The sequence below is a fragment of the Streptomyces pactum genome, from assembly GCF_016031615.1.
Lineage (GTDB): Bacteria > Actinomycetota > Actinomycetes > Streptomycetales > Streptomycetaceae > Streptomyces > Streptomyces pactus.
In genome coordinates this window covers 6,804,098-6,820,294 of sequence record NZ_JACYXC010000001.1, presented here as the reverse complement: position 1 = coordinate 6,820,294, position 16,197 = coordinate 6,804,098, and the positions used below count along the sequence as shown (strand labels likewise).

General features: G+C 74.9%; 14 protein-coding genes and 1 pseudogene. 7 read left to right on the top strand and 8 right to left on the bottom strand.

All coding sequences use genetic code 11. The features are described from left to right. The first annotated feature begins 20 nt into the window (after positions 1 to 20). Positions 21 to 737, top strand: coding sequence for a dethiobiotin synthase (gene bioD / locus IHE55_RS26965; protein WP_197991410.1), 717 nt, complete (start codon positions 21 to 23; stop codon positions 735 to 737). 251 nt (positions 738 to 988) lie between these two features. Here bioD and IHE55_RS26960 read toward each other — a convergent pair whose 3' ends face one another. From IHE55_RS26960 to IHE55_RS26950, 3 genes are read right to left on the bottom strand one after another with little or no spacing between them, the layout of a single operon-like run. Further along, complete coding sequence (locus tag IHE55_RS26960) at positions 989 to 1,315, bottom strand: DUF1048 domain-containing protein (protein ID WP_197991409.1); 327 nt, start codon at positions 1,313 to 1,315, stop codon at positions 989 to 991. 1 nt (position 1,316) lies between these two features. Beyond that, positions 1,317 to 1,673 (bottom strand): DUF1048 domain-containing protein, encoded by a 357-nt coding sequence (locus IHE55_RS26955; protein WP_197991408.1) that lies wholly within the window; start codon positions 1,671 to 1,673, stop codon positions 1,317 to 1,319. Then, entirely contained in the window at positions 1,670 to 1,996 is a 327-nt protein-coding gene (locus tag IHE55_RS26950; RefSeq protein WP_197991407.1) for a PadR family transcriptional regulator, read from the bottom strand. The genes IHE55_RS26955 and IHE55_RS26950 overlap by 4 nt, the downstream gene beginning before the upstream one ends. A 219-nt stretch (positions 1,997 to 2,215) precedes the next feature. Between IHE55_RS26950 and IHE55_RS31840 the strand changes: the two genes are divergently transcribed. Continuing rightward, complete coding sequence (locus tag IHE55_RS31840; protein ID WP_232265713.1) at positions 2,216 to 3,100, top strand: hypothetical protein; 885 nt, start codon at positions 2,216 to 2,218, stop codon at positions 3,098 to 3,100. A 97-nt stretch (positions 3,101 to 3,197) separates the two neighbouring features. On the opposite strand, the pseudogene IHE55_RS32810 reads toward IHE55_RS31840, so the two are convergent. After that, positions 3,198 to 6,447, bottom strand: a pseudogene (locus IHE55_RS32810) (AfsR/SARP family transcriptional regulator). 75 nt (positions 6,448 to 6,522) lie between these two features. Here IHE55_RS32810 and IHE55_RS26935 point away from each other — a divergent pair. The 3 genes from IHE55_RS26935 (at position 6,523) to IHE55_RS26925 (ending at position 10,460) form a co-directional block, all read left to right on the top strand. Beyond that, a complete protein-coding gene (locus IHE55_RS26935; protein WP_197991406.1) occupies positions 6,523 to 7,407 on the top strand; it encodes an NAD(P)-dependent oxidoreductase in 885 nt (294 codons plus the stop codon). A gap of 708 nt (positions 7,408 to 8,115) precedes the next feature. Next, positions 8,116 to 9,459, top strand: a complete 1,344-nt coding sequence (locus tag IHE55_RS26930) for a hemolysin family protein (RefSeq protein ID WP_197991405.1) — start codon at positions 8,116 to 8,118, stop codon at positions 9,457 to 9,459. Beyond that, a complete protein-coding gene (locus tag IHE55_RS26925; RefSeq protein ID WP_197991404.1) occupies positions 9,456 to 10,460 on the top strand; it encodes a hemolysin family protein in 1,005 nt (334 codons plus the stop codon). Before IHE55_RS26930 ends, IHE55_RS26925 begins: the two co-directional genes overlap by 4 nt. A 366-nt stretch (positions 10,461 to 10,826) precedes the next feature. Here the strand turns inward: IHE55_RS26925 and IHE55_RS26920 are convergent, their stop codons facing one another. Further along, entirely contained in the window at positions 10,827 to 11,699 is an 873-nt protein-coding gene (locus IHE55_RS26920; protein ID WP_197992277.1) for an aldo/keto reductase family oxidoreductase, read from the bottom strand. A 131-nt stretch (positions 11,700 to 11,830) separates the two neighbouring features. Between IHE55_RS26920 and IHE55_RS26915 the strand changes: the two genes are divergently transcribed. Then, positions 11,831 to 12,262 (top strand): winged helix-turn-helix transcriptional regulator, encoded by a 432-nt coding sequence (locus IHE55_RS26915; RefSeq protein WP_197991403.1) that lies wholly within the window; start codon positions 11,831 to 11,833, stop codon positions 12,260 to 12,262. A 334-nt stretch (positions 12,263 to 12,596) separates the two neighbouring features. Here the strand turns inward: IHE55_RS26915 and IHE55_RS26910 are convergent, their stop codons facing one another. Continuing rightward, positions 12,597 to 12,815 (bottom strand): hypothetical protein, encoded by a 219-nt coding sequence (locus tag IHE55_RS26910; RefSeq protein WP_232265712.1) that lies wholly within the window; start codon positions 12,813 to 12,815, stop codon positions 12,597 to 12,599. 87 nt (positions 12,816 to 12,902) lie between these two features. Here IHE55_RS26910 and IHE55_RS26905 point away from each other — a divergent pair, with 87 nt between their 5' ends. Then, positions 12,903 to 13,700 (top strand): SGNH/GDSL hydrolase family protein, encoded by a 798-nt coding sequence (locus IHE55_RS26905; protein WP_197991402.1) that lies wholly within the window; start codon positions 12,903 to 12,905, stop codon positions 13,698 to 13,700. A gap of 513 nt (positions 13,701 to 14,213) precedes the next feature. On the opposite strand, the gene IHE55_RS26900 is transcribed toward IHE55_RS26905, so the two are convergent. Together IHE55_RS26900 and IHE55_RS26895 are read right to left on the bottom strand one after the other, a co-directional pair. Next, positions 14,214 to 15,209: a TIGR03571 family LLM class oxidoreductase gene (locus tag IHE55_RS26900; RefSeq protein WP_197991401.1), complete on the bottom strand. Its 996-nt coding sequence runs from the start codon at positions 15,207 to 15,209 to the stop codon at positions 14,214 to 14,216. Between the two features lie 101 nt (positions 15,210 to 15,310). After that, a complete protein-coding gene (locus tag IHE55_RS26895; RefSeq protein ID WP_197991400.1) occupies positions 15,311 to 16,132 on the bottom strand; it encodes an aldo/keto reductase in 822 nt (273 codons plus the stop codon). Positions 16,133 to 16,197: the final 65 nt, after the last annotated feature.

Genomic DNA, 16,197 nt, shown 5'->3' with positions numbered 1-16,197 from the left:
AGAAAGGTACGGAGAGAGACATGTCGGTGCTCGTGGTCACCGGTACCAACACCGAGATCGGAAAGACGGTGGTGACGGCGGCCGTGGCGGCCGCCGCACTCGCCCGGGGCCGGACGGTGGCGGTGCTCAAACCGGCGCAGACCGGCGTCGCGGCCGGCGAGCCGGGCGACGTCGCGGAGGTCACACGGCTGGCCGGTCCGGTGACCGGCGCCGAACTGGCCCGGTACCCCGAGCCGCTCGCCCCGGACGTGGCGGCGCGCCGCGCGGCACTGCCCACGGTGGGGCCCAAGGACGTCGCGGCCGAGGCCGAGCGGCTCGCCGCCACGCACGACCTGGTGCTGGTGGAGGGGGCCGGCGGGCTGCTGGTCCGCTTCGACGAGGAGGGCGGGACGCTCGCCGACGCGGCCCGGCTGCTGGACGCACCGGTCCTGGTCGTCACCCAGGCCGGCCTGGGCACCCTCAACTCCACCCACCTGACGGCCGAGGCGCTGCGCGCCCGGGGGCTGCGCTGCCCCGGGGTGGTGATCGGCCGCTGGCCCGCCACCCCGGACCTGGCGGTCCGGTGCAACCTCACCGACCTGCCCAAGGACGCGGGTGCGCCGCTGCTCGGCGCGGTGCCGGACGAGGCCGGCGCACTGCCGCCCGAGGAGTTCCGGGCGAGCGCACCGGGCTGGCTGGCACCGGCGCTGGGCGGCACCTGGGACGCGGCGGCCTTCACCGCGCACTTCACGGACTGACCCGGCCGGGCGCCCGCGTCCGGCCGGCGAGGCGAGGGCGCACGGCCGCGAGCGGGCGCCGCCGCCCGGCCGGGGCCCGGCGCGCCCGGGCTCGGGCGGCCGGCACCCCGTGCGCCCCGGCACGGGAGATGCGGTCACGGAGGTCCCGGACGCGGGCGAGACCGGCGGGCAGGGGCACGGGCTCCGGCGGGGCGGGCCGTCCGGCGCGACGCGGCCCGCCCGTTACGTCTGCCGGCGCGGGGCCGCGGGCCTCACCTCTCGTCCGCGCCGGATTCCGCGCCGATGGATGCCCGGTGGACATCCGCACGGGCGGGGGAATCCTTGACCAGGTCGTCGCAGAACGCGGCGACGTCGGTGCCGATGAGTTCCAGGACCCCCTTGCCCTCCGCGACGCCCTCTTCGAAGAAGTCGAGGATCCCGGGGAGCAGGGGCCCGTCGGGCAGATCGTTCGGTCCGACCTTGAACAGGTACTTCTGCATCTCCTTGTAGACGATCCGGTAGTCCGGTGGGAGAGCCTTGACCCGAGCCACGTGCGCCCGCCACTGTTTCTTGCCCTCGATGATGTCCTGGATGCTCACGTCAGCCTCCCAGCCGGCTCAATTTCCTTGCGACGTTCCGGTTCACCTGCTCGCGCCACCGGTCGTGGCAGGTTCGCGCCCCTTCTCCGCCGGCGAGCGCGGCGCAGAAGTCCCGGATGTCGTCGCCGAGCACGTCGTGGACGCTCCGCCCGTCCGCCGCCGCTCCTTCGAGCAGTCCCAGGGCGTCGTCGAGGATCGGCATCAGGTTGCGGCCCGTGAAGTCGCCGTAGGGGAAGAGGTGGGCGATGATCTGTCCCCACGCCGCCCGGTGGTCGTGCGGCAAGGCCTCGGCCCGGGCTTCGAACGCCCGCCACTCCCTGGTGAGATCGCTGCCTGTGGCCTTCTCCCAGAAGCTCATCTGCCGCCCTCCTTGAGCTTGTCGATGCGTGATGACAGGTACTGCCACTTCGCCCAGAACTTCGCGAGTTCCTCGCGTCCGGCGTCGTTGAGCGCGTAGAACTTGCGCGGCGGGCCGACCCCGGACGGCCGTTTCGTCACCTGGACGAGCCCGTTCCTCTCCAGCCGCAGCAGGATGGTGTACACCGTCCCTTCGATGACGTCGGTGAAGCCGAGTTCGTTCAGCTGACGGGTGATGGCGTACCCGTACGTCTCCTCGCTGCCGATGATGTGGAGCACGCACCCTTCGAGGGTGCCCTTCAACATCTCGGTCAGATCGTCCATCGCGGGTGCTCCTCAGCCTGCCGGTACTACGTGGTACCGAGTACTGCTATACGGTATCACCGAGTAGCGGAGCGGCAGTACCGATCGAGAGTCCCCAGCCGGCCCCCGGAGGCGCATCGGCCTCAAGGACCGGCCCCTGCCCTCACCCGGGGAACGGCCCGCCCCGGGGCGGGCCCGGCAACGGCCCGAGCCGCATCCCGGCTGCTCTAGTCTCTGCCCATGACCTCGGACGAGACAGCGGGTACGTCCTCCGGTGCGAGCGCGGTCCCGGAAACCGCCTCCGCGGTGATCCTGCCCGGACGCCGCCGCGGCTTCGAGGCGCGGCTCGAACAGGGCACGCTGGTCCTGAAGACACCGGCCTTCCGCAGGCGCATACCGATCACCTGCATCGAACGGATGGAGAGCGCCGGTTCCGGCGGACGGAGTTTCACCGTCGTCCTCACCGCGCCGCGGACGATCCGTCCGACGTCGTGGACGGTACACGGCCGCAGCGCCCCGGCGGTGCGGGCCTTCACCGAGGCACTCCGGCGGAAACTGCCCGTCCGGGACTCGACCGAGCCCAGAGCCGACGGCTCCCTGCTCGTGACCGAGACACCGGTCGCGAAGCCGCCCGCCGACCGGCGCCGCATCGCCGCGCGCGTCGCCGTGACCCTCTACCTGCTGGCGGCCGCGGCGATGCTGACCGCCGGTGTCCTCGGCGCGTACGAGTGGTACGTCGCGTTGGTGTGCTGGCTGTTCGGATCCCTCGCGATACCGCTGCGCCACTTCGTGTACGGGGGCTGGCACTTCGTCCGGGAGACGTGGCGGCTGCGCACCCACGGCGTCCTCGTCGAAGGCCGGCGGCTGTACGCCGACGCCTACGAGTTCACCGACCTGGAGGGCCGGGTCCACCAGCTCACCGGTACGTCCGAGTACACGGCGCAGGTGGAGATCCTCCACGACCCGGAGGGCAGGGCGGAGGCGCAGGTCGGCCGCGGCACCACCGGCACCCTCATCTTCGCCGTCCTCGTTCTCCTCGTCAGCCTCGTCACGGCCACGGCCCTGGCCGTCCTCGCCCTGGCGGGTCCGCTCGGCGCCTCGCAGGTGTTCTCCCTCGCCCCGTGACGGGCGACCGGACCGCCGCGGGAACGGCGTGCTCGCGCCGACGCCGTGGTGGCGGCCGTCGACGGGAACGCGCGCGGGTTCGCCGGGACGGTGCGGGTCAGACCGGCTCCGGTGCGGAGGCCGGCGCCGGGTCCGGGGCGGGGTCCGGCAGGACCTCCGTGCCGGGGAGGCCGTCGCCGTCCCGCCGGAAGTCCTCGCCGCCCCGCCGGAAGGCGCGGGCGTACGCCTCGGGGGCGAGGTGGGCGCGGATGCGGCCGATGGCGCGGTCCACGTCGCCGCGTTCGGCCGGGGGCAGCGGCGCCCCCACCGCGTCGCGGGCCGCCGCGGCGGCGCCCAGCAGCCTGGCGGCCTCGGTGTACGCGCCGGCCAGCGCCTCGGCCCCGGCCAGCCCCTCCAGGGCGAGCGCCAGCGCGCGCGGGTCGCCGGTGCGCCGGGCGCTGTCCAGCCCTTCCCGGTGCAGCTTCCGGGCGGTGCCGGCGTCCCCGCGCTGTTCGGCGATGTAGCCGAGCTGAGCGAGGATGAACGCCACCCCGTGGTCGCCCTCCCAGCGGCGGCACCACTCCAGCCATCCGCGCAGGTGGGCCTCGGCGTCGTCCAGCCTGCCCTGGCGGCGGGCCACCAGCCCGAGGCCGACCTCGGCGAACTCCTCGCCGCGCCGGTAGCCGTGTGCCACGGCCAGCCGCCGGGCCCGCTCGTGGAGGTCCCGGGAGCGGTCCGGATCGCCGGTGAGGGCGGCGGTCCGGCCCAGCCGTGCCAGCATCTTGGCCGCGTCGTTCCACAGTTCGAGGTCGTGGGCGAGGCGGTGGCCCTCGGTCCGCAGGCGCTCGGCGGTGCCGTAGTCGCCGGTGGCCTCCGCCAGGTCGCCCAGGATGTAGGCGGTCTGCAGCCGGCCCCAGCCGTCGCCGAGTTCGTCGAACAGGGCCCGGGCCCGGTCGGCGTCGGCCCGCGCCCGGGCGTGGTCGCCCTGGTAGAGGGCGACCTCGGCACGGACCGAGAGCGCCGCCGCGGCGCCCCACCGGTCCCCCAGGGCCACGAACCCGGCGTGCGCCCGGTCGGCCAGGTCCAGCGTCGCCGCGGGGTCGCCGAACCCGGCCCGGCCCAGCGCGACGAACCAGCGGGCACGGGCCCGTCCGGCGGGGTCGTCGAGGGCGTCGTACAGCTTGAGCACCGCCTGGCTGTCGGTGTCGTGCCCGTCGAGCAGCAGCAGCGACATCCCCGCCCGCCAGGCCCGGGCCGCCGCCTTGCGCACCGGTGTGCCGCCGGCCGTGAGGGCCAGGTCCAGCGAGCGCCGCGCCTCGGCGAACCGGCCCCGCAGGAACCAGAACCACGCCATGGCGCCGACCAGCCGCAGCGCCGGGTCGGCGTGGCCGCGGCGGACCGCGTGGGCGAGCGCGGAGCGGACGTTGGCGGTCTCCGCGTCCAGCCGTCGCAGCCACTGCCGCTGCTCCGGGCCCCGGAGCCCGGCGTCGGCCAGCTCGGCGTACCCGGTGTAGTGGGCGAGGTGCCGGTCCCGGGCGCCGCGGGCCTCCTCGTCGCCGGCCTCGGCCAGCCGCTCCGCGCCGTAGGCGGCGACGGTCTCCAGCAGCCGGTAGCGGCCCTGGTGCTGTCCGACCAGCGAGCGGTCCACCAGCCGTCCGAGCAGGTCCAGGACGTCCTCGCGGCGCACCGGCCCGCCGGCGCACACCGCCTCGGCGGCCGGCAGCGTGCAGCCGTCGGCGAAGACGGTCAGCCGGCGCAGCACGGTCCGCTCCGGCTCGCCGAGCAGGTCCCAGCTCCAGTCGAGGGTGGCGCGCAGGGTGCGCTGCCGGGTCGGCGCGGCCCGGAGGGTGGCGGTGAGCAGCCGGAAGCGGTCGTCGAGCCGGGCGGCGAGGTCGGTCACCGGCATGAGCCGGACCCGGGCGGCGGCCATCTCCAGCGCGAGCGGGATGCCGTCCAGCCGGCGGCAGATGGTGGCGACCGCCCCGGCGTCGCCGTCCGCCGGCCGGAAGGTGGGGTCGGCCGCGGTGGCGCGGGCGACGAACAGCCGTACCGCGTCGGACCGCAGCAGCTGGTCCGGCCGGGTCTCCTCGGGGTCCGGCACCGCCAGCGGCGGGACCGGGCAGAGCCGTTCACCGGCCACCGCGAGCGGTTCCCGGCTGGTGGCCAGCACCCGCAGCGCGGGCGCCGCGCGCAGCAGGTGCGCGGTGAGTTCGGCGACCGGCTCCACCACGTGTTCGCAGTTGTCCAGCACCAGCAGCGTCTCCCGGCCGGCGAGGGCGTCGGCGAGCTGGCCGGGCAGCGGGCGGACGGGGGCGCCCGGGTCGTCGCGGAGTCCGAGGACCGCCGCGACGGCCTCGTGCACCTCGGCCGCGGTACGGGCCGCGGCCAGCTCCACCAGCCAGGCGCCGTCCGGGAGGGCCCCGGCGCGGCGCGCGGCCACGTCCAGGGCGAGCCGGGTCTTGCCGACCCCGCCGGCGCCGGTGAGGGTCACCAGCCGTCCACCGGCCAGCATCGCGTCGATCCGCCGCACGTCCTCGGCACGGCCGATCAGGTCCGTCAGCGGCGCGGGCAGGTTGCCGCGCGGCGGGTCCGCGGGGGGCGGCCGGGGAGGCGGGGGTGAGGCGCGGGTCCTGCCGCAGGATCGCCGCGTGGAGTTCGACCAGTTCGCGGCCGGGGTCGATGCCGAGGTCGTCGCGGAGCCGGTCGCGCAGCTCGGCGAGGCCGGCCAGCGCCTCGTCCTGCCGGCCCGCCCGGTACAGGGCCCGTACATGCGCGCCCCGCAGCCGCTCCCGCAGCGGATGGGCCGCCACGAGTTCGCCCAGCTCGCCCGCGAGCACGGCGTGTTCGCCCAGGTCCAGCCGCGCCTCGGCCAGGTCTTCGAGAGCGACCAGGCGCTGCTCCTCCAGCCGCCGGGCCTCCGCGCGGACGAACTCCTCGTCGGCGTGGTCGGCGAACGCGGCGGTGCCGCGCCACAGCCCGGTGGCCTCGCCGAGCAACCGGGCCCGGGTGCGGGGGTCACCGGCCGTCCGAGCGCGACGCAGCAGGGCCTCGAAGCGGCCGGCGTCCACCGCGTCGTCGTCCGCCCGCAGCAGATACCCCGGCGGCCGGGACTCGATCAGCTCCCGGGCGCCGGGTTCGGCCTCCTCCAGGACGCGCCGCAGCAGCGAGACCTTCGACCGCAGGGTGCGGACGTCGCTCGCCGGGGGCGCGTCGCCCCACAGGGCGTCGATGAGCCGGTCGACGGGGACGGTCCGGCCCCGGTGGACCAGCAGCGCGGCCAGCAGGGCGCGGGCCCGCGCCTCGGGAACCCGGACGGGGCTGCCGTCCGACGTCCGCACCTCCAGGGGGCCCAGTACTCCGAATCGCACCCGGTCACGGTACTCGTCGCCCCGCCGCAACGTTTCCGGAGACGGACCGGAACCCGGTTCCCGCACAGTCGTCACATGAACGAGACACCGCACACCACCGAACTCCGCTCCGAGCCCGTCACCGTCATCGGACTGGGCCTGATGGGCCAGGCCCTCGCCGCCGCCTTCCTCGCGGCCGGCCACCCCACCACCGTGTGGAACCGCAGCTCCGGCAAGGCGGCGGAGCTGGTCGCCGCCGGGGCGGTGCTCGCGCCGTCCCCGGACGCGGCGGTCCGGGCCGGCTCCCTGGTCGTGGTCTGCCTCAGCGACGCGGCGGCGGTCCACGACGTGCTCGGCCCGCACCGGGACGCGCTGGCCGGCCGGACGCTGGTCAACCTGACCTCCGGCACGTCCGAGGAGGCCCGCGAACTGACGGCGCTGACCACCTCCTATCTGGACGGCGCGATCATGGCGGTCCCCGAGGTGATCGGCCGCCCGGAGGCGTTCCTGCTCTTCAGCGGCGAGCGGGAGGCGTTCGACCGGCACCGGGCGGCCCTCCAGCGGCTGGGCACCGCCACGTACTTCGGGGAGGACCCCGGTCTCGCGGCCCTGTACGACGTGGCGCTGCTGGGCCTGATGTGGGGCACGCTCAACGCCTTCCTGCACGGGGCCGCGCTGCTGGGCTCGGCCAAGGTGGACGCGAGCGCCTTCGCCCCGTTCGCCACCCGGTGGGTCGGCAGCGTCACGGAGTTCATCACCGCCTACGCCGGGCAGATCGACCGCGGCGCCTACCCGCCCGAGGACGCCACCGTGGAGACCCATCTGGCCACCATGAAGTACCTGGTGCGGGAGAGCGCCGCCGCCGGCATCGACACCGACTGGCCGGCCCGTATCCAGGCGCTGGCCGAGCGGGCCCTGGCCGCGGGGCACGAGGGCACCAGCTACGCCAGCCTCATCGAGGTGTTCCGGGGCCGGGCGTAGCCGGGGCCCGCGACCGGGGGCGGTGGCCGGGGGCTCCGGCCACCGCCCCCGGTCGCGCCGCCGGTCCGCCCGGGCGGTCGCGGCGCTGAATGCCCGTCTGCCGGACAGCGCCGCCGACGCGGCGCCGCCGGTCCGGACGTGGCGGGACGGGAGGGGACGTGGCGGGACGGGACGTGGCGGGTTGAGGGTGATCGCGGCGCCGAGCAGGGTGAGGGCCGCCGCGGCGTGGGGCGGTACGCACCGGCGCCCCGGGGCACCCGTGCCACCGACCGGCCCGCTCCGGTCACCGGCCCGCTCCGGTCACCGGCCCGCTCCGGTCACCGGGCCGCGCCGTGTGCCGGCACGGTGCCCGGCCCCGGCGGCGGAGCGCCGCCCGCCCTGCCGGCGCTCACGGAGGTGATCAGCCACTCGGGGACGACGCGGACGGGCCCTGTGGGCGGCACCGCGCGGCACGGGCCGGATCCGGCACGACGGGCGGTCCCGACGGGTGTAACCGCCGGGACGCGGGAAGACGCTGACGCGTGACCCGCAGCAGCTTTGCCGATCCTTTACCATTGTCTCTCCGTCGCAGTCCGCGGCGGGCACCGGCCCCTCTCCCGAAAGGTGTGAACGTCCGCTCATGGGCGAACCTCCCAGTAGTGAACCGCCACGTGGTCGATATCGCGCGCTTCCCCCGGCCCTGACCGACGATGGGACGGAGGTGAACCGATGACCGAAGTGATCCTCCTGGTGGTCGCCCTGCTGCTGACGCTCGCCTGCGCGGTGTTCGTGGCGGCCGAATTCTCCCTGACCACGGTGGAGCGCTCGGATCTGGAGCTGGCCACCGAGCGGGGTGAGCGGGGCGCCGAGTCCGCCCTGCGCGCGGTCCGCGGCCTCACCTTCCAGCTCTCCGGCGCGCAGCTGGGCATCACCGTCACCGGCCTGATCATCGGCATGCTCTCCGAGCCGTCCATCGCCGCCCTGCTCACCGGCCCCGTCGAGGCGACCGGGCTGTCCCGCTCGGCCGCCTCCTCGGTGGCCCTGGTGCTGGGCACGGCGCTGTCCACCGTGGTGCTGATGGTGGTCGGCGAGCTGGTCCCGAAGAACTGGGCGATCTCCCGCCCGCTGCCGGTCGCCCGGACCGTGGCCGGCCCGCAACGCGCCTTCAGCGCGGCCTTCCGCCCGCTGATCCGGCACCTGAACAACACCGCCAACCGCACCGTGCGCCGGATGGGCCTGGAGCCGACCGAGGAACTGGCCTCGGCGCGCGGTCCGCAGGAGCTGGTGGCCCTCGCCCGGCACTCGGCGAAGGAGGGCGCGCTGGAGGCGGACACCGCCGAGCTGTTCGTCCGCACCCTGAGCCTGTCCGGTCTCACCGCGGAGAACGTGATGACGCCGCGCGTGCAGGTGGTGGCGCTGGACGTCCAGGCCACCGCCGAGGACGTGGCCAACGCCACCCGCGCCACCGGGCTGTCCCGCTTCCCCGTCTACCGCGGCAGCCTGGACACAGTGGTGGGCGTGGCGCACATCAAGGACGTGCTCGCGGTGCCCGCCGAGCGGCGCCCCCGCCACCCGGTCGCCGAACTGCTGCGGGAGCCGCTGCTGGTGCCCGAGTCGCTCACCGTGGACCGGCTGCTGGACCGGCTGTCCACCCAGCGCAGCATGGCCGTGGTGATCGACGAGTACGGCGGCACCGCGGGCGTGGCCACGCTGGAGGACATCGTCGAGGAGGTGGTCGGCGAGGTCCGCGACGAGCACGACCCGCACGAGACCCCCGACCTGGCCCCGGCCGGCACGGACCCGGACGGCCGGCGGCTGTACGACGCCGACGGCGCGGCCCGGATGGACCAGCTGGTGGCGATCGGCCTGCGCGCCCCGGACGGCCCGTACGAGACGCTGGCGGGTCTGATCGCCACCGAGCTGGGCCGCATCCCGGCCCGCGGGGACAGCGTCGAGGTGGCGGGCTGGCGGATCGAGGTGGCCGACGCCGCCGGGCGGCGGGCGTCCACCGCCCGGTTGGTGGCCCCGCTGCCCGGTGAGCACGACGCGCACGGGACGGAGGAGGACCGGTGACCGCGATCCAGTTGCTGATCGGTCTGCTCTCGCTGGTGGTCAACGCCTTCTTCGTGGGCGCCGAGTTCGCCCTGATCTCGGTGCGGCGCAGCCAGATCGAACCGCACGCCGAGCAGGGCGACCGGCGGGCCCGCAGCGTGCTGTGGGGCCTGGAGCACGTCTCGGCGCTGCTGGCCGCCGCCCAGCTGGGCATCACCCTGTGCACCCTGGTGCTGGGCGTGGTGGCCGAACCGGCCATCGCCCACCTGCTGGAGCCGGTCTTCCACGCCGCGCACGTGCCGGACGGACTGACCCATCCGGTGGCGTTCGTGATCGCGCTGTCGGCGGCGACCTATCTGCACATGCTCTTCGGCGAGATGGTGCCCAAGAACGTGGCGCTCGCCGAGCCGGTGCGGACGGCGCTGGTGCTCGGCCCGCCGCTGGTCGCCCTGGCCCGCGCCCTGCGGCCGGTGATCTTCACCGTCAACTCCTTCGCCAACGGCATCCTGCGGCTGCTGCGGGTGGAGCCGAAGGACGAGGTCTCGGCGAGCTTCTCGGACGACGAGCTGGCCCGGATGGTCGCCGACTCCAGCGAGGCGGGACTGCTGGACGAGCGGGCCACCGAGCGGCTCCGGGAGGCCCTGGAGCTGGGCCGCCGGCCGGTGCGCGAGGTGGCGCTGCCGGTGGAGAAGGTGGTCTCGGCGCCGCTCGGGGTGACCCCGGACGGGCTGGAGCGGCTCTCCGCCGAGTCGGGCTTCTCCCGCTTCCCGGTGGTCGGTGAGGACGGCCGGATCCGCGGCTACCTGCACGTGAAGGACGCGCTCGACGCCCGGCCGGGCGACGTGCCGTTCCGGATCGGCCAGATGCGGCCGATCGCCCGGGTGCGGGCCGACACGCCGCTGGACGACGTGCTCACCGCGATGCGCGGCAGCCGCACCCATCTGGCCGCGGTGATCGGCGACGACGGGCTGCCGGCCGGGCTGGTCACCATGGAGGACGTGCTGCGGGTGCTGGTGTCCTGAGCCGGCGCCCGGCCACCGGCCGGGACGACCGGGCCCTTGTGGGTCCGGTCGTCCCGGGGACACCGCTGCGCCGCGGCCCGGCGCCCGGCCCACCGGCGCCAGGCGGTTTCGTTCGGATCCGTCGGTCGTCGGTCCTGGCGCGCCGTTGACTGACGCGCAGGAGGCGCGGATCGAGCCGCTGCTTCCGGACCGGACGCCGGAGCGGGGCGCCGCCGGCGCGATCACCGTGAGGCGATCGACGCGATTGCCCACACATTCCGCACCGGGACCCGGTGGGTGCATCCGCCCGAGAAATACGGCAACGGGCCGGGCGTCTTCCTCCGGTCCGCCCGACAGCGCGGTCTCGGTTGGTGACCTGTGTGTTGTTCAGCGGCCGATGCTGTCCAGTTCGGCCATGTCGTCGTCCGAGAGGGAGAGGTCGGCGCCTGCGATGTTCTCGCGCAGATGGGCGATGGACGAAGTACCGGGGATGAGCAGGATGTTCGGCGAGCGCTGGATCAGCCAGGCCAGCGCGACCGCCATGGACGTCGCCCCCCGTCGGTTCGCGACCCGTGAAAGGGCCTCGGACTGTAGCGGCGTGAAGCCTCCCAGAGGGAAGAACGGCACGTAGGCGATGCCGTCGGCGGCGAGATGATCCACGAGGTCGTCGTCGTGGCGGTGGGCGAGGTTGTACATGTTCTGCACGCACACGATCGGGGCGATGCTGCGCGCCTCGGCGACCTGTTCTCCGGTGACATTGCTGACGCCGAGGTGGCGGATCAGGCCCTCCTGCTGGAGAGCGACGAGCGTCTCGAATGCTTCGGCGATCGAGCCGGCCTGCGGACCCTGAGCGTCGCCCATGCGCATGTTGACCAGGTCGAGGGTGTCGACGCCGAGGGATTCGAGGTTCTCATGGACCTGCTTGCGCAGGTCTTCGGGACGCCGGGCGGTGGGCCAGCCGCCCTGCGCGTCGCGGGTCGCGCCCACCTTGGTGGCGATGAACAGCCGGTCCGCGTAGGGGTGCAGCGCTTCACGGATCAGCTCATTCGTGATGCGCGGTCCGTAGGCGCCGCTGGTGTCGATGTGGGTGATCCCGAGGCCGACCGCCTCGCGCAGCACGGCCAGAGCGCCGTCGTGATCGGCGGGCGGCCCCATGACCCACGGGCCGGCGAGCTGCATCGCGCCGTAGCCGAACCGGGTGACGGACGAGTCACCCAGCGTCCAGGTTCCGCCGGGAAGAGGTGCGGAGCACGTGTTCATCGCGGTGCCTTTCACTTCATGCAAGGGGGTGGTGTCTCCAGCCCCCGTGCACCACTCTCGGAGAGGAACTTCCCATCGGGAAGTAGGCACTTTGAAGTGCGTAACACTCCAGAAGGTGGAAGGTGGAATCAGTGACGACGAAGGCCAGCAAGAAGGCGCAGGCCAAGGCGGAGTACAACGCGTTCCTGGCGGTGTGCCCAAGCCGTCAGCTCCTGGACCGGATCTCGGACAAGTGGGTCGTCCTGATCCTGTGCGCACTGGGGGGTGACGCCCCCGACCGGTCCGGCGCATCGCACGCCCCGAGGGCGATGCGCTACTCCGAGCTGGCCCGGCTACTGGCTGGAGTCAGCCAGAAGATGCTGACCCAGACCCTACGGGCTCTCGAACGCGACGGCTTGCTCATCCGCACCGTGACGCCCACGGTCCCCGTCACCGTCACCTACGAGCTGACCGACCTGGGCCTCTCGCTCCACCACCTGACACGCGGGCTCAGGCAGTGGGCCCAGACACACATGGAACAAGTCCTCGCCCATCGCGAGAGCCACGACGCACGAGCTTCCTAGCCTGGCAGCGTTCTCCGTCTCCGCTGCCGACCGGGATCGGTCCGACCATGAGACTTGTGCGGTCGATCCAGCCGATGGCCGAGTGGCTGCCGGACGAGAACATGCGGGCCTGCAGCAGTTCGTGCACCAGTCGCCCCGGGACCCGCTGCCGGTTGGGCGGCGGGTCCCGTCCCGCGGGCGGTGTGCGAGGCGATCCGGCGCTGCCGGACCGGCCACCAGCAGCAGAGCCGCCTGGACACCGCCTGGTACAACCGGAGCGCCGGGCCGGCGGACGCGAGGCACGCCACGTTCGAGGACTGCCTGCGCCACCTCAGCCACCAGGCCGGGCGGCCGCTCAGCGGCCGCCCGGCGGGACGGGACCGTGCGCGGCCGGGTCGTACCGGAAGACCGTGTACTCCACTCCCCCCATCAGGCGTTTCCGCGCCGTCCTGCGGTACAGCTCCGGCGGCCGGAAGATGTTGTCGTCGAACACGTCCTCGCCCGGCGCCAGGTCCCAGGTCGCCGTCGTACCGTTGCGCGCACCGCCCTCGAAGTAGATGTGTGTCAGAGCCATGCGGACGATCCTGCTCGCGGACCGGGCGGGCCGCATGCCGAACCGCCGCGGACGGGGTCGGACCGACCGGTTAGTATGTTCGGCGCCATGCGGACCAACGTCATCCACACCAGCTTCGTCGCGGTCGGCGACTCCTTCACCGAGGGCATGTCGGACGTGCTCCCGGACGGCAGCTACCGGGGCTGGGCCGACCTGCTGGCCGCCCGGCTGGCCGCCCGCGCCCGCGCGGCGGCCGGGCCCGGCGCCGCGCCGGGCTTCCGGTACGCCAACCTCGCGGTGCGCGGCAAGCTCATCGGCCAGATCGTCGACGAGCAGAGCCACGTGGCCGCCGCGATGGACGCCGACCTGGTGACACTGGTCGGCGGGCTCAACGACGTCCTGCGGCCCAAGTGCGACATGGGCCTGGTCTGCGCCCGGTTGGAGGAGGCGGTGGAGCGGCTGGCACCCAGCTGCCGCCAACTGGTGCTGATGCGCAGCCCGGGCCGGCGCGGACCGCTGCTGGAGCGCGGCCGGCCGCGGATGGAACGGCTCTTCGGCCACATCGACGCGCTGGCGGCCCGGCACGGCGCGGTGGTGGTGGACCTGTTCGGTTCCGACGTGCTGGGCGACGCCCGGATGTGGGCGGACGACCGGCTGCACCTGAACGCCGAGGGCCACCGCCGGGTGGCGGAGGCGGTGTGGCAGGCCACCGGCCACCCGGCGGAGTCCGACTGGAACGCGCCGCTGCCGCCGCCGGTGCGGCCCGCCTGGGCGGCCCGGCGCGCCGCCGACCTGCGGTTCGCCCGGCAGCACCTGGCGCCGTGGATAGGACGGCGGCTGACCGGCCGCTCCTCCGGCGACGGCCGTCCGCCCAAGCGGGCCGAGCTGCTGCCGTACGAGGTGTGAGCGCACGGGCCGGGTGCGCCGTGCCCCCGTGCCCGTGACAGTGCTCCCGTGCTCGTAACCATGTTCCGGTGACCGTGTCCCGTGCCCGTGAGCGCGCCCCCGCGCCGGTACGCGGTGGCGCCGCGCCCACCGGTACGGGCCGCGAGCCGCACGCCCTACGCGCACGGCACCGCACGCGCCGGGCGCCGGGGCCGCGCGGCGCGCTCCGGCCCGGCCTCGCTCTCACCCCCCGCACCGCTGCCGCGGCCCCTCCCCCGGCTCCGCGGCCCGTGCGGCCGGACGCGGCGCCGCGTGGCGCCGGCCGCCGCCTTCGCGCCGCTCGGCCGCACCCCGGCGACCGGACCGCTGAACGTGCCGTCGCGCGGCACCCGCGCCGGTCCGTGGCCGCACCGTGCCGTCGGTCGCCTGCCGGGCCGCCGCGAGGCGGGAACCCGGGCCGGCCCGGTCGGCCCGCCGCCGGTGCCGGCGGCGGGGGTGCCCGCGGGTGCCGTCGCCCGTGGGCGGCGCGGGCCCCTACGGCAGGTCCTGGCGCGGGAAGTGCGGCAGGACGTCCTCGGCGAGCTCCCGCAGCACCTCCTCCACGGGCCGTTCGCTGGGGCGCAGGTTGAAGGAGACATGGGAGACGCCCAGGCCGGCCATCCGCCCGAGGTGGTCGACCAGGGCCCGGCTGCCGGTGCTCAGGCCCAGCCGGATGGGGCGCGGCGGGGCGCCGGGGTCCTCCCGCAGGTGCAGCACCATCGGTGTGAGGTACGGCTTGGCGCCGCCCGTGACCAGGCGCTGCCACTCGCGTGTCCGCAGGCGCAGGGCGCCGAGGTCGCGCGGGTAGTTGAGGGAGGCGTCGGCGTGCTCGGCGATCCACTCGGGGGTCTGCTGGGCGCCGCCGGCGACGGCGATCGGGATGCCCGCCGGATGGACCGGCTTGGGCAGGACGTCGAGCTGCCGGTCGGCGTCGAGTCCGGCCCGGGGCAGTTCCAGCGGGCCGGCGCGCCAGGCGGCGCGCAGCGTCTCCACTCCTTCGCGGAAGGCGGCGCCGCGGCGCTGGAAGTCCCGTCCGAACAGCGGGTACTCCACGGGGCGGTCGCCGCTCGCGAGGCCGAGCAGCATCCGGCCGCCCGAGAGCACGTCCACGGTGGCGGCGGCCTTGGCGACCAACAGGGGCTCCCGCAGCGGCAGCACGACCGCGCCGGTGCCGAGCACGACGTGGTCGGTGACGGCGGCCAGGTGCCCCAGGTGGGTGAAGGTCTCGTGGACCGATCCCGCGTCGCCGAACCCCACCGGGTCGTACAGCGGCACGTCGCGCAGCCACAGGGCGGCGAAGCCGAGCCGGTCGGCGAGCCGGGCGAGCCGGGTCTGCCCGGTCAGGTCGGGGACGCCGAAGGGGCGGCCGGCCTCGCGGTCGGCGCGCTGCCGGGCCGGGTCCCAGCCGTTGTCGAGGGGGAGTTCGAGTCCGAGGGTGAGCCGCCCGGCGGCGGGGGCGAGGCGGGCGAGGGCGGGATGCGGGATTGCCACGGTGGGTCCTTGAGGGTGCGAGGCTCCGCCCCGGGCGGCCTGCCCGGGGCGGAGCGGGAGCGGTGCGGAGGTCCGGGCCGTACGGGCCGGGCCGCACCGGCTCAGTTGAACTCGTCCGGGTCCGGGCCGGTGCGCAGGCCGCGGTCGGTGGCGGCGATCGAGGCCATCTCCTCGTCGGTGAGCTCGAAGTCGAAGACGTCGAGGTTCTGGCGGATCCGGGCCGGGGTCACCGACTTGGGGATGACGATGTTGCCCAGCTGAAGGTGCCAGCGGAGCACGACCTGGGCGGGGGACCTGCCGGTGCGGGAGGCGATCGCGGTGATCTCCGGGTCGTCGAGGACCGCGCCCTGGGCGAGCGGGCTCCACGCCTCGGTGGCGATGCCGTGCTCGGCGTGGAAGGCGCGCAGTTCGGCCTGCTGGAGGCCGGGGTGCAGCTCGATCTGGTTGACCGCCGGGGTCAGCTCGCTGCTCTCCAGCAGCCGCTTGAGGTGGGCCGGCTGGAAGTTGGAGACGCCCGCCGCGCGGATGCGCCCGTCCCGGGCGAGGCGCTCCAGGGCGCGCCAGGATTCCGGGTACAGGTCGCGGGCCGGGGTGGGCCAGTGGATCAGGTAGAGATCGACGTGGTCCAGGCCGAGCTTGGCGAGGCTGGCGTCGAAGGCGCGCAGGGTGGCGTCGTAGCCCTGGTCGGTGTTCCACACCTTGGTGGTGACGAACAGCTCCTCGCGGGGCAGCCCGGAGGCGGCCAGCGCACGGCCGACGCCGGCTTCGTTGCCGTAGACGGCGGCGGTGTCGATGCTGCGGTAACCCGCCTGGAGCGCCGCGGTGACGGCGGCGGTGGTCTCGTCGTCGGGCACCTGGAAGACGCCGAAGCCGAGCTGGGGGATCTCGACGCCGTTGTTCAGCTTCACGGTGGGGATGGTCATGGGATTCGCTTCCTCGTGTGTCGGGGTCGGTGTGTGTGGGTTGTGGGTTGGTGTGTGGGGGTCGG